Annotated in this window: 18 protein-coding genes and 1 pseudogene; 11 read left to right on the forward strand and 8 right to left on the reverse strand. The window is 57.4% G+C overall.

Features of this window, described 5'->3' with window-relative positions; translation table 11 throughout:
* Positions 1–12 precede the first annotated feature (12 nt).
* Positions 13–1,725 carry a replication endonuclease gene (locus Q7C20_RS04750; protein WP_375065864.1) on the reverse strand — a complete coding sequence of 571 codons (1,713 nt, stop codon included), beginning with the start codon at positions 1,723–1,725 and terminating at the stop codon, positions 13–15.
* Between the two features lie 225 nt (positions 1,726–1,950).
* Between Q7C20_RS04750 and Q7C20_RS04755 the strand changes: the two genes are divergently transcribed.
* Entirely contained in the window at positions 1,951–2,403 is a 453-nt protein-coding gene (locus tag Q7C20_RS04755; protein ID WP_375065866.1) for a hypothetical protein, read from the forward strand.
* On the opposite strand, the gene Q7C20_RS04760 is transcribed toward Q7C20_RS04755, so the two are convergent.
* Both Q7C20_RS04760 and Q7C20_RS04765 read right to left on the reverse strand, forming a co-directional pair.
* The gene (locus Q7C20_RS04760; RefSeq protein WP_236369000.1) at positions 2,404–3,009 is read right to left on the reverse strand and encodes a hypothetical protein; all 606 of its coding nucleotides are present in this window, start codon (positions 3,007–3,009) and stop codon (positions 2,404–2,406) included.
* 148 nt (positions 3,010–3,157) lie between these two features.
* Entirely contained in the window at positions 3,158–3,469 is a 312-nt protein-coding gene (locus Q7C20_RS04765) for an AlpA family transcriptional regulator (protein WP_192562953.1), read from the reverse strand.
* Between the two features lie 174 nt (positions 3,470–3,643).
* On the opposite strand from Q7C20_RS04765, the pseudogene Q7C20_RS04770 reads away from it, so the two are divergent.
* A pseudogene (locus Q7C20_RS04770) lies at positions 3,644–4,057 on the forward strand (DNA-processing protein DprA); the annotation flags it as partial.
* Positions 4,058–4,111: 54 nt separating this feature from the next.
* Complete coding sequence (locus tag Q7C20_RS04775) at positions 4,112–4,669, forward strand: L-threonylcarbamoyladenylate synthase (RefSeq protein WP_375065869.1); 558 nt, start codon at positions 4,112–4,114, stop codon at positions 4,667–4,669.
* A 147-nt stretch (positions 4,670–4,816) separates the two neighbouring features.
* Here Q7C20_RS04775 and Q7C20_RS04780 read toward each other — a convergent pair whose 3' ends face one another.
* A complete protein-coding gene (locus Q7C20_RS04780) occupies positions 4,817–5,794 on the reverse strand; it encodes an NADPH:quinone reductase (RefSeq protein WP_375065871.1) in 978 nt (325 codons plus the stop codon).
* Positions 5,795–5,952: 158 nt separating this feature from the next.
* On the opposite strand from Q7C20_RS04780, the gene hemF reads away from it, so the two are divergent.
* Complete coding sequence (gene hemF / locus Q7C20_RS04785; RefSeq protein ID WP_348054735.1) at positions 5,953–6,885, forward strand: oxygen-dependent coproporphyrinogen oxidase; 933 nt, start codon at positions 5,953–5,955, stop codon at positions 6,883–6,885.
* Entirely contained in the window at positions 6,885–7,703 is an 819-nt protein-coding gene (gene aroE, locus Q7C20_RS04790; protein ID WP_375065874.1) for a shikimate dehydrogenase, read from the forward strand. Before hemF ends, aroE begins: the two co-directional genes overlap by 1 nt.
* 39 nt (positions 7,704–7,742) lie before the next feature.
* Here aroE and Q7C20_RS04795 read toward each other — a convergent pair whose 3' ends face one another.
* The 3 genes from Q7C20_RS04795 to betC all read right to left on the reverse strand — a co-directional run bounded on the left by Q7C20_RS04795 (position 7,743) and on the right by betC (position 11,916).
* Positions 7,743–9,311, reverse strand: coding sequence for a SulP family inorganic anion transporter (locus tag Q7C20_RS04795; RefSeq protein WP_375065876.1), 1,569 nt, complete (start codon positions 9,309–9,311; stop codon positions 7,743–7,745).
* A gap of 159 nt (positions 9,312–9,470) precedes the next feature.
* Positions 9,471–10,385 carry a choline ABC transporter substrate-binding protein gene (gene choX, locus Q7C20_RS04800; protein ID WP_348054732.1) on the reverse strand — a complete coding sequence of 305 codons (915 nt, stop codon included), beginning with the start codon at positions 10,383–10,385 and terminating at the stop codon, positions 9,471–9,473.
* A gap of 19 nt (positions 10,386–10,404) precedes the next feature.
* On the reverse strand, positions 10,405–11,916 hold the full coding sequence (gene betC, locus Q7C20_RS04805; RefSeq protein WP_375065878.1) for a choline-sulfatase: 1,512 nt from the start codon (positions 11,914–11,916) through the stop codon (positions 10,405–10,407).
* Between the two features lie 103 nt (positions 11,917–12,019).
* Here betC and Q7C20_RS04810 point away from each other — a divergent pair, with 103 nt between their 5' ends.
* The 6 genes from Q7C20_RS04810 to Q7C20_RS04835 all read left to right on the forward strand — a co-directional run bounded on the left by Q7C20_RS04810 (position 12,020) and on the right by Q7C20_RS04835 (position 17,824).
* Positions 12,020–12,970 (forward strand): choline sulfate utilization transcriptional regulator, encoded by a 951-nt coding sequence (locus Q7C20_RS04810; protein WP_375065880.1) that lies wholly within the window; start codon positions 12,020–12,022, stop codon positions 12,968–12,970.
* A gap of 31 nt (positions 12,971–13,001) precedes the next feature.
* Positions 13,002–13,346: a DOPA 4,5-dioxygenase family protein gene (locus tag Q7C20_RS04815; protein ID WP_375065882.1), complete on the forward strand. Its 345-nt coding sequence runs from the start codon at positions 13,002–13,004 to the stop codon at positions 13,344–13,346.
* Between the two features lie 215 nt (positions 13,347–13,561).
* Positions 13,562–14,521, forward strand: a complete 960-nt coding sequence (locus tag Q7C20_RS04820) for a 2-dehydro-3-deoxygalactonokinase (RefSeq protein ID WP_375065884.1) — start codon at positions 13,562–13,564, stop codon at positions 14,519–14,521.
* 1 nt (position 14,522) lies between these two features.
* Complete coding sequence (locus Q7C20_RS04825; RefSeq protein WP_348054727.1) at positions 14,523–15,143, forward strand: 2-dehydro-3-deoxy-6-phosphogalactonate aldolase; 621 nt, start codon at positions 14,523–14,525, stop codon at positions 15,141–15,143.
* 48 nt (positions 15,144–15,191) lie between these two features.
* Positions 15,192–16,340 (forward strand): galactonate dehydratase, encoded by a 1,149-nt coding sequence (gene dgoD, locus Q7C20_RS04830; protein ID WP_348054726.1) that lies wholly within the window; start codon positions 15,192–15,194, stop codon positions 16,338–16,340.
* Between the two features lie 179 nt (positions 16,341–16,519).
* Positions 16,520–17,824, forward strand: coding sequence for an MFS transporter (locus tag Q7C20_RS04835; protein WP_375065887.1), 1,305 nt, complete (start codon positions 16,520–16,522; stop codon positions 17,822–17,824).
* Between the two features lie 337 nt (positions 17,825–18,161).
* On the opposite strand, the gene Q7C20_RS04840 is transcribed toward Q7C20_RS04835, so the two are convergent.
* Positions 18,162–18,608, reverse strand: coding sequence for an anti-virulence regulator CigR family protein (locus tag Q7C20_RS04840; RefSeq protein WP_348054724.1), 447 nt, complete (start codon positions 18,606–18,608; stop codon positions 18,162–18,164).
* Positions 18,609–18,734 lie beyond the last annotated feature (126 nt).

The raw sequence follows: 18,734 nt of genomic DNA on the forward strand, positions 1-18,734 counted from the left end.
GGCTCTTTTTTGTTATCTGAATATTGTCTTCAAGCTACAATCAAATTTCGTTCTTAAACAATCGTCAGAATCTTTCACCCTGTATCCCCATTTCACTTTCCGAATGAACTCAAAACCACTCCAAGCAATTTCATCGTGCTCAACAATCACAGACTGAACGAACGCATTGGCATACTCGCAAAATGCCCAAAACTGCCCGGCTTGTCTGAATTTTGCGAGTTGAACAAAAACTTTGTTCTTCAATGTTTTGATAAGTTCATGAGGCTCTTTATCGAAAAAGCGGTCAAAGGCACGCCATAGGATAGTTTGAGTTTTACCGAAAAAACCATACATTCTAAAACCCCAAAGGCGGGCAACTGCTTTGTTCTTCATCGATTCATCGGATTTTTCACGTAGACTCTTAATCACGTATTTCGTTATATAACTTGCCGGGCTTGCGAATTCTCTACCTGTTTTTTTTGCTTCCTCTTCTGATATATGCACGATTTTCACGGCATTTTCACTATGCGAATAATGCTTGTGAATAAGAGAAATCAAATCGTCTGCTTGGTCGGGACGAACAAAAAACATGGAGTGCATATGAACGCACTGGTCCTTGTGGGCTTCCTTACACCACATTCCCAGGGATTGTATGCCGTGTCTTTCCCTATCCTTGTTCAACGCTACCAGCCTTTTGGAAAGCCAATCAGAGGCTTCTCTGGGCGTTGATCCATCCCAACAATTTCGACCGTTTTTAGGATTCGAATGAAACTCTGCTGGACAGGTGAACGTGGTAAATAAAGCCATATATCCCTTCGCTTTTGCTACTTTCTCCAAGTCCTTAACTTTCATGTAGATTTCAGATGCTTTACGTTCGTCAGTCAAAGCAAATTGTGACAATGGTATTTTTTGCTCAACTCCATCGACAGAGTAAACAATTTCAGTATTATCAATAAATTCCTGCTGTTCAATATCCTTTTGTTTCTGATACTCCAAAAGCTCATCACTGCAATACGCCTCACCGCTTTCGCCAATCTTACGGCTTTTCAGCAAGTGCATCTCACGTTGTTTCCTTGCAACAGACTTGACTATTTTAACAAGCCTTCTAAAAATACTTTTGTACTTACCATCTATTTCTTTGTCGAAAATGCTTCTATCATTGGCGCACCTTATACCTTCATCATCGATAAAGAACTCGTAGAGTTTGTCAAGAATAGTCCCCGAGCAACGTAAGTCCGCAAATTTAACGTCCTTATATATCTCAATCTGGTTCAGTTCTTTTTTCAAATCAGGGGTCGCACTTACATTCAGTATTAGCATTTTGATATGGTCATCAAAGCATACATAACTAAACACGCGGTTTATCATCTTGGCTAACGCCAGAGCTTCTTTTGCATAGTCATCAATTTTGTTTTCGTACCCAAAAGCGTGTTTTCCATTGGCTCGGATAACGTTAACTTTTTGTCCGAGGATTTTTATTCGTTTTGTAAAGCCAAGTTCATCGGCTTCTTCGTCACTCAAAAATGGCAATGAAGACTCAACACGATACTGACTCGACAACTCGAATGTTCTGGTAAGGGGGTTTAGTTGAGATATTATGACTTTCAGCTTCGCTGATAATTCGGATACATGAATAAGCGGATTAAGAAAAAGCTTAGCATTAGATTTTACTTCTGCGATGTTTTCTTTTGTTAGCTCTTGCTTTTTATTTTTAAATGCTATAATAGACTTATTGGTAAGTTTCATTTCTTATAATTTTGCGTAGTAACTTCATTATAACAAATTAAACCCAAACACAAGAGCCGAAAGGCTCTTTTTTATTGTCTGTCACTTTGCAGACATGGAACGTATGAGCATTAATAGAAGTGGGATATGCTGGAAGCCACGGATTTAAAGGTTGCGACAGTTATTTTAGAATTATCCAAGAAGAGCAAAATCAAAATCGTGAGTCTGAAATGTTACATGGTATAATTGGCAGATACCAAATCTAAAATCTTTATGCGAAGCAATGACACGTCTCTTTTAGGCTTTATCTATTTCCCTATCGTATTTTTTGCCTGTTTGCATTATATGAATCCGAGTGCGTTCAACAGAACATCTAGCCCAATACTACAAGTCCAACAACCAGTTCAGAATTCAAAAGAAGTAGCAAAAGCTATGGCTGAGGCTAAGGTCGCTAAATATAATGCGATGCTCAGTGCGGAAAGTGATTGTTTAAAACGGAAATATATAGACGGTGGCAAAGGAGCGCCCACAAAGACGACGCATTATTTTGATTTCTTTATCGACTCATCTGGTTCAGCTCATTGTTCTGAATCCACTTCAAGTCATGACCTTTTCATTGAGTTTTCGCCCGGCGACTACATCTACTCTAAAAACCCGCGTTATACAAATGGTGTAACTGTCCAGGTTTACACTTTTTAGTTAGTCGATTGAAAAGCTATGGCGCATGTTAGCTTCTTTTATACTTTTTTCATGGTAACGATTTAGATGTTTCTCAACGTATTTTTCCAAGTGAAGAGTTTCTGCTCTCGGTAACGACACATCTGCCCGAAACTCGTTTGCCAGCATCCACGCCTTATAACCGTTGTAACCAACTATATTATGTACCTCAGCGAGTCTATCCCAACCGAACTCATCATCCGTCAACGAACTCAGTAACGAGTTGGTCATTAGTTCCTCGGCATTCAGCGAAAGCGCTCTGGATGCAAGAGACGGCTTTATCTCCTTCCAATTTATATCTGTCGGGAAGTTTTGAAGGACAGGTCTATCTCCATTCGTCATATCATATGATTTCTCATTGAGCCCATAACGCTGACCAAAATACTCATTCCCGCTGATAAAGTCCGAGCATGTAAGTGCATAGCTTTCCAATATCACTGCTACGCGAATTGATGAGTGTTTTTTTTCTTTTCGGTTGTTTATTAGTAGAAATGTTTTATCCACGGACAATGTTATGATTACCGTTAATAAGCCAGTACCAAGTATATAAGGGATAAATAGCTTTAACATATCACTAGACTCGACCATTTTGTCTTTGCCTCTTTGTTTTATATTTTCTAGGTTCTCGCCAATTCCCAAAAAACCGAAACGGAACGAAATTTAGCAGCTAGTCGATGCGGAACAATTTCCGCACCTTTGGAGTTTTCATGCTTCGCAAAAAAACCAATTCGGCGAATCAAACCCTACGGGTTTCAAGCCATGACTTGATTTCTTCCTCGTTCCATTTTAGCGCGCGACCCACACGGTAAGGTCTAGGAAAGTCCATAGACTCCTCAGCCAGACTTGACATCTTTTCAAACAAATTTCCGCCGATGCTAGAGGTTCCGATGGTAGCTGCTAAGCCCGCGCGTTTTTTAGATAACATAGATGCGCTGCTTAGACTGCCTAAAAAGTCATCTGATGACTCTTTAATATCACACCAACGATATAGTGTTGATTTACTAATACCGAGCATTTCGGTAACGGTAGAACTGTCAATCAATTTCATGTGTTAGATCTCTCAACGGATATTTGGCTTGTGATTTGATTAGTAATCACGGTTTTGATGACCGCCTATGACTCGCTGCGGGTCGAATGAATGCTAATGGTATCCTATGGCTTCGTCTAGGGGTCAATGCGCCTTTCTCTGATTTTTTATTTACACGGACAAAGGGTTTACCTAATCATCAGCGGCCTGTCCCTGGGCGTGCTGGTGGTCGAGGCCGGCGTGGCCAGCGGCTCACTGATCACCGCCAAGCTTGCGGCAGAGCAAGGCCGCGAGGTGTATGCAATGCCCGGCTCGATTCATCATCCCGGCGCCAAAGGCTGTCACCAGTTGATCCGCGAGGGCGCAACGCTGGTGGAAACCATCGAACACATCCTCGAAGGTTTACGCGGGTGGCAGGCGTTGTCGCGCCCGGCGCCGATGCCGGTCACCCACCCGCTGGTGGCGTTGCTGCACGCGGCGCCACACTCCAGTGAGGCGCTGGCGATTTCCAGTGGGCGGCCGTTGTCCCAGGTGCTGGCGACCTTGACCGAGTTGGAACTCGAGGGCCAGGTGATCTGCGAAAGCGGACGTTGGTTCGCACGCCTCTAGGTTTTGTAACGAAGATCGGTAAACTGCGCAGAGCTTTAGTCCGGAGAACAAGCAATGGTCAACAGGTGGCGTGTGCTGGAAGCCGCACGAGAAGTTCGCGCAGGCGCGGTGATTGCCTATCCGACCGAGGCGGTCTGGGGCCTGGGCTGCGACCCGTGGAATGAAGACGCGGTGGACCGGCTGCTGGCGATCAAGAATCGCTCGGTGGATAAGGGCCTGATCCTGGTGGCGGACAACATCCGTCAGTTCGATTTCCTGTTCGAAGATTTCCCGGACACCTGGATCGAACGCATGGCCAGCACCTGGCCAGGCCCAAACACCTGGCTGGTGCCACATCAGGGCATGCTGCCGGAATGGGTGACGGGTGTGCACGACACAGTGGCGCTGCGCGTCAGCGATCATCCGCTGGTGCGGGATCTGTGCTCGCTGGTCGGGCCGTTGATTTCCACCTCGGCCAACCCGCAAGGTCGCCCGTCAGCGCGCACGCGGCTTCGCGTGGAGCAGTACTTCCGTGGCCAGGTGGACCTGGTGTTGGGTGGCGCCCTCGGTGGCCGCAAGAACCCGAGCCTGATTCGCGATTTGGCGACAGGTGAGGTCGTGCGAGCTTCCTGACACGTTTGTGGCGAGGGAGCTTGCTCCCGTTGGCCTGCGAAGCAGGCCCAAAACAAAAGAATGCGGCTTACCTGAAGAAACACCATTGCCTGTTTTGGGGCCGCTGCGCGGCCCAACGGGAGCAAGCTCCCTCGCCACAAAGGTCGATCAAGGCAAGAGAATGGTTGAGCCCGTCGTCCGGCGCCCCGACAATTCCGTTTGCGCCTTCGCTGCATCCGCCAGCGAATAACGCTGGTTGATATCAATGCGCAGCTTGCCGCTCTTGATCATCGAAAACAGGTCATCCGCCATGACCTGCAAGTCTTTCGGGTTGCTGGCATAAGTCGCCAATGTCGGCCGGGTGACATACAGCGAGCCCTTGGCCGACAGAATCCCCAGGTTCACCCCATCAACTGCGCCCGACGCATTACCAAAACTCACCACCAGACCACGAGGCGCCACGCTGTCCAGCGAGGTCAGCCACGTGTCTTTGCCTACGCCGTCGTACACCACCGGGACTTTCTTGCCGTCGGTCAATTCCAGCACGCGCTGTGCGACGTTTTCCTTGCTGTAGTCGATGGTTTCCCACGCGCCGAGGGATTTGGCCAGGGCGGCTTTTTCCGGCGAACTCACGGTACCGATCAGCTTTACGCCCAGCGCCTTGGCCCACTGGCAGGCCAGAGAGCCCACGCCACCGGCGGCCGCATGAAACAGAATGGTTTCGCCACCTTTCAATTCATAGGTCTGGCGCAGCAGGTATTGCACGGTCAGGCCCTTGAGCATGGCGCCGGCGGCTTGTTCGAAGCTGATGTTGTCTGGCAGGTGCACCAGGTTGGCGGCGGGTAGCACATGCAGCTCGCTGTAGGCGCCGAGCGGGCCGCTGCCGTAGGCCACGCGGTCGCCGACCTTAAATTGAGTGACTTCGCTGCCGACGGCGTCGACCACACCGGCGCCCTCGGCACCCAAGCCTGATGGCAAGGCCGGTGGCGCATACAGGCCGCTGCGGAAATAAGTGTCGATGAAGTTCAGGCCGATGGCCTCGTTGCGTACTCGGACTTGCTGCGGGCCAGGCTCCGCTGGCGTGTAGTCCACATACTCAAGTACTTCGGGGCCGCCATGGGCACTGAACTGGATACGTTTGGCCATCTGCACTTCTCCTGAGGTCGAATCGCGTAGCCCTCTATCGGACTCCTAAGCTTGATCTTCGTCAACTGCGGCGACAGGAGTGCAGTGTTATCCTGTGCGCCCATTTGCCGCCGACGCCTGATGGCCTCGCGTAGCTTTGCCCGATTCAAGGTGATGCCATGACTACCCGCACCGAGGCTGTAAAGGCCTACCTGCTCGACCTGCAAGACCGCATTTGCAGCGCCCTGGAAACCTTCGAGACGGACACTCGCTTTATCGAGGACGCCTGGACCCGGCCTGCCGGCGGCGGCGGTCGCACCCGAGTGATTGAAAACGGTTCGGTGATCGAAAAAGGCGGCGTTAACTTTTCCCACGTGTTTGGCAGCAACCTCCCACCGTCCGCCAGTGCACATCGCCCTGAGTTGGCCGGTCGTGGTTTTGAAGCCCTCGGCGTGTCGCTGGTGATTCACCCGCACAACCCGCATGCGCCGACGTCCCACGCCAATGTGCGATTTTTCATCGCTGAAAAAGAAGGCGAAGAGGCCGTGTGGTGGTTTGGCGGCGGCTTCGATCTCACGCCTTATTACGGCAACGAGGAAGACTGCATTCACTGGCACCGCGTGGCCGAGAGAGCCTGTGCGCCGTTCGGCCCGGACGTGTATTCACGCTACAAAGCCTGGTGCGACACCTACTTCCACATCAAGCACCGCAACGAACCGCGCGGTATTGGCGGCCTGTTTTTCGATGATTTGAACGAGTGGGGCTTCGACACCAGCTTCGCCTTCATCCGCGCCATCGGCGACGCCTACATCGACGCCTACCTGCCGATCCTGCAGCGCCGCAAAGCCATGGCGTACACCGAGCAGCAGCGCCAGTTCCAGGAATTCCGCCGTGGCCGCTACGTCGAGTTCAACCTCGTGTATGACCGTGGCACCCTGTTCGGCCTGCAATCGGGCGGGCGTACTGAGTCCATCCTGATGTCGCTGCCGCCACAAGTGCGCTGGAGCTACGACTGGAAGGCCGAGGCCGACAGTGAAGAAGCTCGCCTCACCGACTATTTCCTGCAAGACCGTGACTGGCTTGGCGTCGCCCCACCACAGGCGGCTGACTGATGGACCGTTATGTGGTGTTCGGCAACCCCATCGGCCACAGCAAGTCGCCGCTGATTCACCGTATGTTCGCCGAACAGACCGGCGAGCAATTGGACTACAGCACCCTGCTTGCTCCGCTGGAGGATTTCACCGGCTGTGCCCGTGAGTTTTTTCAGCAAGGCCGTGGCGCCAACGTCACCGTGCCGTTCAAGGAAGACGCCTACCGGTTGGCAGACACACTCACCGAACGCGCCCAGCGCGCTGGTGCAGTGAACACCCTGAGCAAGCGGGCGGACGGCAGCCTGCTCGGCGATAACACCGACGGCGCGGGCCTGGTGCGCGACCTGACGGTAAACGCCGGGTTGAGACTGCAAGGCAAACGCATTCTGCTGTTGGGCGCCGGTGGCGCGGTGCGTGGGGCGTTGGAGCCCTTGCTGGCGCAGAAGCCAGCCTCGCTGATCATCGCCAACCGCACCGTGGAAAAGGCCGAATTGCTCGCCGAGCTGTTCGACGACTTGGGCCCGGTGTCTGCCAGCGGTTTCGACTGGTTGCGCGAGCCGGTGGACGTAATCATCAACGCCACTTCCGCCAGCCTGTCAGGCGATGTACCGCCGATTGCGGGAAGCCTGATCGAACCGGGCAAGACGTTTTGCTACGACATGATGTACGCCAAGGCGCCGACAGCGTTTTGCCGCTGGGCATCCGAGCAGGGTGCAGCGGTGGCGATGGATGGCCTGGGCATGCTGGTTGAGCAGGCGGCGGAAGCGTTCTTCCTGTGGCGCGGTGTGCGCCCGGACTCAGCGCCGGTGTTGGCCGAACTGCGCCGCCAGTTGGCCTAACCCCAGCCCAATGTGGGCACAGTCAGTGTGGGAGCGCAGTCACTCTTCAAAATGGACGGGGCATTTTTCGGCGCCTTCCAGCTTTTTCAGCTCTTCAACAACTTGCGGCCGCGCCTGACGCAACGTCAGGCTTCGCCCCAACCCGCGCAACCGCCGCGCTTCCTGGTGCAGCATCTCCACCCCCGAATAGTCGATAAAGTTGATCTGCTGCGCCTCGATTACCACTCTCTCGCCCTGCAGGCTTTGCAGGCGCACTTGCAGGTAATGGCTGGCGCCAAAAAAGATCGAGCCGCCGACCCGCAACACATCCTCATTGCCGTCGCGCCATTGCTGAACCCGTGGCTGCGAGGTGCGCTTGAGGTAGAAAAACAGCGACGCCAACACCCCGGCATAAATTGCGGTTTGCAGCTCCAGCAGCAAGGTGGCGACGCAGGTCAGGCTCATCACCACAAACTCGGCGCGACTCACGCGCAACAGTGCGCGAATGCCGCGATGATCCACCAGCCCCCAACAAATCAGCAGGATGCTCGCGGCCATGCTCGGGATCGGAATGTGCGCGATCAGCGCCGCGCCAAACAGTGCAAACAGCGCCACCCACACCGCGGAAAACACCCCTGCCAGTGGCGAGCAAGCGCCTGCCTCGTAACTCAGGCCAGAGCGCGTAAACGAACCCGCCGACAGATACCCGGAGAAAAATCCGCCGACGATATTGGATAAACCCTGCGCGCGAACTTCCTGATTCGCGTCCAGCAACTGCTGCGAGCGGGCCGACAGCGAGCGCGCAATCGACAGGCTGGTCACTAGCCCCAACATGCCCACCGCCACAGCGCTGGGCAGCAGCCGCAGAATCATGTCCAAGTCCATCGGCAACGGGCTGAACGGCGGCAGCTTGCCCACGAACGAACTCACCAGCGCTACATGCCCGAACATCGCCGGCCACAGCCACGCCACCAGGCTGCCCAGCGCCAGGGCGATCAGCAGCGTCGGCCATCGCGGCACCCAGTATTTGAGCACTGCGCCCACCAACAGTGTGCCCACGCCAAGGGCGAGCGAGGCGTGGTCCCATTCCCCTGCGTGTTCCACCAGTGCCAACAAGCTTTTGATCGCCGTGGCTTGGCTCGGCATATCCAGCCCCAGCAGGTTCGGCAGTTGCCCCAAGGCAATCACCACGGCAGCGCCCAGGGTGAAACCCAGCACCACCGAATGGGAGACAAAATTCACCAGTGCGCCGAAGCGCAGCATGCCCAGCAACCACTGGAACACTCCGGCAAGGAATGTCAGCAGCAGGATCAGCATGATGTAGTCCTGAGACCCTGGCACAGCCAGCGGGCTGATGCTGGCGTACAGCACGATGGAAATCGCCGCCGTGGGGCCGCAGATCAAATGCCAGGATGAACCCCAGAGGCAGGCGATCAGCACCGGGATGATGGCGGCATACAAGCCGTATTCGGGTGGGAGACCGGCAATCAGCGCGTAGGCAATCGACTGCGGCAAAGCGAGCACGGCGCCACTTAGGCCCACAATCGCATCCCGGCCGACACTGGCGCGGGTTTGGCGCGGGAGCCAGGCGAGAAAGGGGAAGAGTGTGTGGCGGTTGGGCCAGGGCATCGCAGACTCGGGTAATAAGGGATGGCTCAGGGTATCAGTACACACGGGACCCTGTGGGAGCGGGCTTGCTCGCGAATGCGGTGTATCAGTCAACAATTGCTTAACTGAACCACCGCATTCGCGAGCAAGCCCGCTCCCACATCAGGATTGCATCAGGCCTTAGAGTTTGGCTTTTACCGCAGCCAACGCATCTTTGCCATCCACGGTTTTCACGCCGTCCAGCCACTTGTCCAGCACTGCGGGATTGGCTTTTATCCACGCCTTCGCCGCGTCGGCATTGCTGACCTTGTTGTTGGCAACCTCAGCCATGATGCTGTTCTCCATCTCCTGGGTGAAACTCAGGTTGGTCAGCAGTTTCCCGACATTCGGGCACGACTGCGCATACCCTTTGCGGGTCAGGGTATACACGCTGCCGGTGTCACCAAAATACTTCTCGCCGCCTTTGAGGTAGTGCATTTTCAACTGCACGTTCATCGGGTGCGGCGTCCAGCCGAGGAAGGTCACGAATTTCTGCTTTTTAACGGCCCGCGACACTTCGGCGAGCATCGCTTGCTCGCTGGACTCCACCAGCTTCCACTGGCCGAGCTCGAAGTCATTCTTCTTGATGATCTCCTGCAACGAGATATTCGCCGGCGCGCCGGAGCCGATTCCGTAGATTTTCTTGTCGAACTTGTCGGCAAACTTGTTCAGGTCGGCGAAGTCATGCACCCCGGCATCCCACACATAGTCCGGCACGGCGAGGGTGAACTCGGTGCCGTCCAGGTTCTTCGCCAGTTGCACCACATCGCCATTGGCCACGAACTTGTCGTAGAAGCCCTGCTGCGCCGGCATCCAGTTACCCAGAAACACATCCACCTGGCCGTCCTTGAGCCCGCCAAACGTAATCGGCACCGCGAGGGTGTCGACCTTGGCCTTGTAGCCCATGCCGTTCAACAGAAACCCGGTGATGGCGTTGGTGGCAGCGATATCGCTCCAGCCTGGATCGGCCATTTTCACCGTGTCACAACTGGCGTCCGCGTACACATTGGCGCTAACAAGCGCCAACATTCCCAGCACCGCAGTCAACTTTTGCATGGCCTTCCCTCTGTATTTTTTAGTTTTGGCAGGGTTGTGGATAACGTGCCTTGCGCTCCAGGTCGTCGAGGTCGATATGGTTGCGCATGTATTGCTGACTGGCGTCCACCAGTGGCTGGTGATCCCAGCTCTTCAGCTCTCCCGTGGTCAATGCCTCAAACACCAGACGACGGCGGCGTTGGCTGGCGAGCACCTGCTGGTGGATCGCCGGGATGTCCCATTTGGCCCGCGCCTCACTCAAAAACGCCTCGAACAGTGGCCGGTGTTCCGGTGACTCGGCGAGGTTTTCCCGCTCGTGCGGGTCGTTGTGCACATCAAACAGTAGACAAGGGTCGTCTTCGCTGTAGATGAATTTCCAGGCGCCACGGCGAATCATCATCAGTGGGCTGATGGTGCCTTCGGCCATGTATTCGCCAAACACTTCGTCATGCCCGCCCTGCCCTTGCAAGTGCGGGACCAGCGAGCGACCGTCCAGTGGCAAGCGTGGGTCCAGCTCGCCGCCGGCCAGTTCCACCAGGGTCGGCAACAGGTCAGCGGTGGACACCGCCTTGCTCACACGCCCCGCCGCAAACTGCCCCGGCGCGCTGACCAGCAGCGGCACGCGGGCAGCCATTTCAAACCAGTGCATTTTGTACCAGAGGCCACGCTCGCCGAGCATGTCGCCGTGGTCGCCGGAGAAGATGATGATCGTGTCGTCGGCCAGGCCGGTGTCTTCCAGGGTTTGCAGCAGCTTGCCGACATTGCTGTCGATGTAGCTGCACGCGCCGAAATAGGCGCGGCGCGCATCGCGGATCTTGTTCAGCGGCAGCGGTTTGTCCCACAGGTCATAGACCTTGAGCAGGCGCTGGGAATGCGGGTCGAGATCACCTTGGGCCGGGGTTGTAGGCAAAGGGATGTCGCCGTCGTCGTACAGGTCCCAGAACGGCTTGGGAATGGTGTACGGGTCGTGTGGATGAGTCATCGACACGGTCAGGCAGAACGGCTTGTCGCTGTCTTCGCGAATATGGTCGAACAAGTATTGCTGCGCCTTGAACACCACCTCTTCGTCAAAATCCAGCTGGTTGGTGCGCACGCACGGCCCGGCTTGCAGCACCGACGCCATGTTGTGATACCAGGAGGGCCGCACGTTCGGCTCGTCCCAGTTCACTGCCCAGCCATAGTCGGCGGGGTAGATGTCGCTGGTCAGGCGCTCTTCGTAGCCGTGCAGTTGGTCGGGGCCGCAGAAGTGCATTTTGCCGGACAGCGCCGTGCGGTAGCCGAGGCGGCGCAGGTAGTGGGCATAAGTCGGTACGTCGGCGGGGAAGTCGGCGGCGTTGTCGTAGGCGCCAATCTTGCTCGGCAATTGGCCGCTGACCAGGGTGAACCGCGACGGCGCGCACAGCGGGCTGTTGCAGTACGCGGCGTCAAACACCACGCCCTGCTCGGCGAGGCGGCTCAGGTTAGGCAGTTTGATAGGCGAAGAACCGTAGAACGGAAGCAACGGCGCGGCCATTTGATCGGCCATGATGAAAAGAATGTTCTTGCGCTTCATGGGTTCTCGGCATTCCATAGGCGGTGTTTATGCGAATGAGCATGTAGCCCATGGAAAATGGGGTAAAGCCCATGAAAAGCAATGTCTAGGATAAGCACAGCTTATGTATGAAGCCCTCGGTGATGTATCCCTCGACCTGCTGCGCGCGTTTGAAGCGGCGGCGCGTCACCGCAGCTTCACCGCTGCTGCCATGGAGTTGGGCACCACTCAGCCCGCCATCAGCCAGCAGATCAAGCGCCTTGAGGAGCAACTGGCGATTCGTCTGTTTGATCGCATTTACCGAGGCATCGAGCTGACCGACGCGGGGGCCTTGCTGTTTGAACACGTACAGGGCGGCTTGCAGACCATCAACCATGGCCTCAGCGCCATCACCCAGCAAGACCAGCATGAAGTGCTGCAGGTAGCCACCGACTTTGCCTTCGCCGCCTATTGGCTGATGCCGCGCCTGCACCGCTTTCATGCGGCCAACCCGCAGGTGGACGTGAGCCTGGTGACCAGCGAACGCAACCACGCCACTTTGCGCAGCGATATCGACGTGGCGGTGCTGTTTGGCGACGGCCGTTTCAAGCAGGGCGACAGCCTGTGGCTGTTCAACGAGGAAGTGTTCCCGGTGTGCAGCCCGCTGTGGCTCAAGGAGCAGGCCACGGCGTTGACTGTGCAAAATTTGCACGATGTTCCCCTGCTGCACCTGCGCCAGGAAAACAACAGCCAGTGGTTCGACTGGAGCGGCGTGTTTCGTGAACTGGGCATCAACGTTGCGCCCACTCCCGGCCAGCTGCGTTTTGACAACTACACCCTGCTGATTCAAGCGGCGATTGCCGGCCAGGGCGTGGCCATCGGCTGGCGTCACCTGGTGGACAACTTGCTGGAGCAGAACTGGCTGTGCCGACCGATCCGCGAGACGGTGATCTCGCGTTTTGGCTATTACGTGGTGCAACCCCAGCGCAAACGCCGGGGGCAGTTGGTCGAACGCTTTGTCGACTGGCTGGTGGCCGAGCAAGCCAGCAGCGCGCAGTCGCTGACCGGGCTGGCCCTGCCGTCGATTGCGGTCTAGGATTTGGCGCTTAATGGATCCGGATTCCGCCATGCAACGTATCAAGGGCTATCACGCCCACATCTATTTCGACGCCAGCACCCTCGACCAGGCGCGCACGTTGTGTGAAGACGCTGCCAAGCTGTTCCCCCTGCGCATGGGCCGCGTACACCAACGGCCGGTCGGGCCGCACCCGGACTGGAGCTGCCAGTTGGCGTTCGAGCCGGAGTACATCGGTGTGGTGCTGCCGTGGCTGGCGCTGCATCGCGAGGGGTTGGTGGTGTTTCTGCATCCGGATACTGGCGATGACTTGAAGGATCACACTGACTACGCGATCTGGATGGGCGCGATGCGGGAATTGGATTTGTCTGGGTTTCGGGGTTCAGAGATGCTTTAGGGAGCTGATGTTTTTGGTGAGTGGGGGTGTCTGGGATACCGGGTTGGTCTTTTTTGGGGGCGCTTCGCACCCCAACGCGGGGCAAGCCCGCTCGCCACGACAGCTTGGTATGTCCCGATATATGGGACTGATATTTATATATTGAGATGTGACAGGTCATAGGTTTATATTCGCCCATCTGCTTTTTTCAGCACCCACTCATTTCAGGTGAAGCGATGCAGGCGCAATTGATCGCGCTCGACTGGGGCACCAGCTCCCTTCGTGCTTACAAACTCGGCCCGGCGGGCGTGGTGCTTGAACAGCGCGCGCTGGCGTTCGGGATCATGCACCTGCCCAGCGAACCACGGGACATTGCCGGCGTACGCTGCAGCGATGGCTTCGAGTTGGCGTTCGACGCGGCCTGTGGCGACTGGCTTGATGCGCAGCCCGATTTGCCGGTGATTGCCTGCGGCATGGTCGGCAGCGCCCAGGGCTGGAGCGAGGCGGCTTATCGCAAAACTCCGGTAGATGTCGCCAGCCTGGGCCAGGCATTGCATGGGGTGCGCAGCCTGCGCGGGGTGACGGTGCACATTGTGCCCGGTGTGATCGAACAGGTCGGTTTGCCCAACGTGATGCGCGGCGAAGAAACCCAGGTGCTCGGCGTGCTGCAAAATATCGGTGCCGACGCGCTGATCGGCCTGCCCGGCAGCCATTCCAAATGGGTCGAAGTTGTTCAAGGCCGCATCACCCACTTCGACACCTTCATGACCGGCGAACTGTTTGCGGTGCTCAGCAAACACAGCATCCTGGGTCGCACCCAACAGCCATCCGAACACTTCCAGGCCGAGGCGTTTGAGCGTGGCGTGCATGTCGCGCGCTCAGCAGACGGCCAGCGCGGCGTGCTGTCCACCTTGTTCAGCGCCCGTACCCTCGGGCTGACCGCCGAACTCACGCGCGAGCAACAGCCCGATTACTTGTCCGGCCTGTTGATCGGCCATGAACTCGCAGGTTTGCCGGACAGCGCGAAACACATCCCGATCACCCTGGTCGGCACCGCGCCGCTCTGTGCCCTCTATCAACGTGCCCTCGCCCTCTGCGGTTTTGCCCACGTCAGCCTGGCGCAGGAAGCCACCGAGCGCGGCCTGTGGCAACTGGCTGTGGCGGCCGGGCTCATTCAACCTGCAAAGGAGGCCTGACATGCTTAAAGATGCACTCTCCCACAACGGTTTGATCGCGATTCTGCGCGGCGTGCGCCCGGACGAAGCCGAGGCGATCGGCCAAGTGCTCTACACGGCGGGCTTTCGCGTGATCGAAGTCCCACTGAATTCACCGGACCCTTACACCAGCATCCGCACCCTGCGCGACAGCCTGCCCGCCGATTGCCTGATCGGCGCGGGCACGGTGTTGACGCCCGAACAGGTTGAGCAGGTCAAAGCGGCGGGCGGCCAGGTGATCGTCATGCCCCACAGCGATCCGAAGGTGCTGCGCGCTGCCAAGGCGGCGGGCCTGTTCCTGTCGCCGGGTGTGGCCACGCCGACCGAAGCTTTCGCCGCCCTGGCTGAAGGTGCTGACGTGTTGAAGCTGTTCCCGGCCGAGCAAATGGGCCCGGCGGTGATCAAGGCGTGGCTCGCGGTATTGCCGGCGGGCACGTTGCTGCTGCCGGTGGGCGGCGTAACGCCAGAGAACATGCAGGTGTACTTCGACGCCGGCGCCAGGGGTTTCGGGCTGGGTTCCGGGTTGTTCAAACCGGGCATGTCTGTGGAGCACGTGGCGAGTACCGCGAAGGCTTATGTCGCCGCCTGGAACGCCTTGAACTGAATGCAAGCTTTGCGCCCCGAGCGCAGCATCGACAAGAGAGATAAGAAGATGAAAATCACCAAACTGACCACCTTCATCGTCCCACCGCGCTGGTGCTTTCTGAAGGTCGAAACCGACCAGGGAGTAACCGGCTGGGGCGAGCCCGTGGTCGAAGGCCGCGCTCACACCGTGGCCGCTGCGGTCGAGGAATTGTCCGACTACCTGATCGGCAAAGACCCCCGCAATATCGAAGACATCTGGACTGTGCTCTATCGCGGCGGCTTTTACCGTGGCGGCGCCGTGCACATGAGCGCCCTCGCCGGTATCGACCAGGCGCTGTGGGACATCAAGGGCAAGGCCCTTGGCGTGTCCGTGAGTGATCTGCTCGGTGGCCAGGTGCGCGACAAGATCCGCGTGTATTCGTGGATAGGCGGCGACCGCCCTGCCGACACCGCTCGCGCCGCCAAAGATGCCGTGGCGCGTGGCTTTACTGCCGTGAAAATGAACGGCACCGAAGAATTGCAGTTCGTCGACAGCTTCGAAAAAGTCGACCTGGCCCTGGCCAACGTCGCCGCCGTGCGTGACGCGGTCGGCCCCAACGTTGGCATCGGCGTCGACTTCCATGGCCGGGTACACAAGCCCATGGCCAAGGTGCTGATGAAGGAACTCGACCCGTACAAACTGATGTTTATCGAAGAGCCGGTGCTCAGCGAGAACTACGAAGCGCTCAAAGAGCTGGCCCCGCTGACCAGCACGCCGATTGCCTTGGGCGAGCGCCTGTTCTCGCGCTGGGACTTCAAGCGCGTGCTCAGCGAAGGCTATGTCGACATCATCCAGCCGGATGCTTCCCACGCCGGCGGCATCACCGAAACCCGCAAGATCGCCAACATGGCCGAAGCCTACGACGTGGCTTTGGCGCTGCACTGCCCGCTCGGGCCGATTGCCCTGGCGGCGTGCCTGCAACTGGATGCGGTCTGCTACAACGCGTTCATCCAGGAGCAAAGCCTGGGCATTCACTACAACGAAAGCAACGACCTGCTCGACTACGTGAAAGACCCGGGCGTGTTCGACTATGACAAAGGCTTCGTGAAGATCCCTAACGGGCCAGGCCTGGGCATTGAGATCAACGAGGAATACGTGATCGAACGCGCCGCCATCGGCCACCGCTGGCGCAACCCGATCTGGCGCCATGCCGACGGCAGCTTCGCCGAGTGGTGATTTCTGACTGACGGAACGGGATCAAAAATGTGGGAGCTGGCTTGCCTGCGATAGCGGTGTGTCAGCTCCAGAGATGCAAGCTGAACCACCGCTATCGCAGGCAAGCCAGCTCCCACATTGATTGTGTTTCAGCCAGTAACGATCAGTCCTCAATAAACATAAAAAGAGGCAACCCCCCCATGCACCCTGAATCCTTCACCGGGCAGGCTTCTTTAGTCACGCCCAGCAGAAAGCGTTTCTTCATCATGGTGCTGCTGTTCATCACCGTGGTGATCAACTACCTCGACCGCAGCAACCTGTCGATTGCGGCCCCCGCGCTGACCAGTGAGCTGGGTATCGACCCGGTGCATGTCGGGCTGATCTTCTCCGCATTCGGCTGGACTTACGCGGCCATGCAGATCCCCGGCGGCTGGCTGGTCGACCGTGTGCCGCCGCGCATTCTCTACACCGTCGCCCTGCTGCTGTGGTCCATCGCCACCGTGATGCTGGGGTTTGCTGCCAGCTTTATCGCGTTGTTCGTGCTGCGCATGGCGGTCGGTGCGCTGGAAGCTCCTGCTTATCCGATCAACAGCCGCGTGGTCACGACCTGGTTTCCCGAGCGTGAGCGCGCCACCGCGATTGGCGTCTACACCTCCGGGCAATTTGTCGGGCTGGCTTTTCTCACGCCGGTTCTGGCGTGGCTGCAGCACGCATTCGGCTGGCACATGGTCTTTGTCGCCACCGGCGGCGTGGGCATTCTGTGGGCGCTGATCTGGTACGCGGTGTACCGCGAGCCCAAGGATTTCAAAGGCGCGAATGCGGCTGAAATCGAGCTGATTCGTGAGGGTGGCGGCCTGGTGGATATCCAGGAAAAAACCGCCAAGGCGCCGTTCAGTTGGGTGGACCTGGGCATCGTGCTGAGCCAGCGCAAGCTCTGGGGCATCTACCTGGGGCAGTTCTGCCTGAATTCCACACTGTGGTTTTTCCTGACGTGGTTTCCGACGTACCTGGTGAAATACCGTGGCATGGACTTCATCAAGTCTGGTCTGTTGGCGTCGTTACCCTTCCTCGCGGCGTTCGTGGGTGTGCTGTGTTCGGGGATATTTTCCGACTGGCTGATTCGCCGGGGTTCATCAGTGGGTTTTGCGCGCAAGTTGCCGATCATTGGCGGGCTGCTGATTTCCACGGCGATCATTGGTGCCAACTATGTGGATTCGACGGCGTGGGTCATCGCGTTTCTGGCGCTGGCGTTTTTCGGCAATGGCTTGGCGTCGATTACCTGGTCGCTGGTGTCGACATTGGCCCCCGCGCGGTTGCTGGGTTTGACGGGCGGCGTGTTCAACTTTATCGGTAACTTGTCGGCGATCACCACGCCAATTGTGATTGGCTTTTTGGCGAGTGGGGATTCGTTTGCACCGGCGATCACTTACATCGCCGTGCTGGCGTTGCTGGGGGCGCTTTCCTACGTGTTGTTGGTAGGCAAAGTCGAACGGATCGAGCTGTAGCGGGTGAGTAGACTTGTTGTGGCAAGCTGGCCTGTGATGGTGAGCCGGCTTGCTGTGGTGAGCCGGCTTGTTGTGGCGAGCGGGCTTGCCCCGCGTTGGGCTGCGAAGCGGCCCCAGAGAGAAGAACGCGGTGATTCAGGTGCTCCTCGGTGTCTGGTCTTGGGGCCGCTGCGCAGCCCAACGCGGGGCAAGCCCGCTCGCCACAACAGGCCCGCTCGCCACAACAAGCCGGCTCACCACAACAGGCCCGCTCACCACAACAAGCCCGCTTACCAATGTTCCCCAAAGCAGGCCCATTCACCACGGCGACTGGGCCTGCCGTTTCAAGCTGCGCGGTTTAGTTGAGTACGCCGTCGAGGATTTCGTAGACGATGCCTGTGCCCACGGCGATCAACACCACGTCCGGGCCGGAACGGCGCCATTCATAACCTTGGTACACCGGCAGGCGCGACAGAGCTCGGTTGTCCAGGCGTTCGCCGTAATAGCCACGTGGCAGCGGCTGGCCACGCACCAGGCGTACGTTTGGCGGTGGTGGTGCGCCTCGGGAGAACTGGCCGTGGTTGTCGTGGATGATCTGCCGTACCGGGCCGAAGTCCTGTGGCGGGCCGCGACGGTTGTCCTGCGGGCCGCGATGGTCGTCACCACGCTGGTCGTGCTGACCCTGTGGGCCTTGCGGGCCGCCACGGTCTGGGCCGCCTTGATCGTACGGCGCGGCCTGCGCCAGGGCACTCGCGCCGAGCATCAGCACGCCGAGACCAGCGATCAAGCGTTTAGGCATTTTCATGGGGTGTTTCCTCAGTCCTGCACGAACAAAAAAGGGACCTCGAACGCGGTTCGAAATCCCTTGGTCTTGTCACTTTAGGTACTGTTGCAGCGGATTGATTCCTCTGTATCAGGAACTTTACCTACC

Source organism: Pseudomonas sp. AMR01, assembly GCF_041946035.1.
Classification (GTDB): domain Bacteria; phylum Pseudomonadota; class Gammaproteobacteria; order Pseudomonadales; family Pseudomonadaceae; genus Aquipseudomonas; species Aquipseudomonas antarctica_B.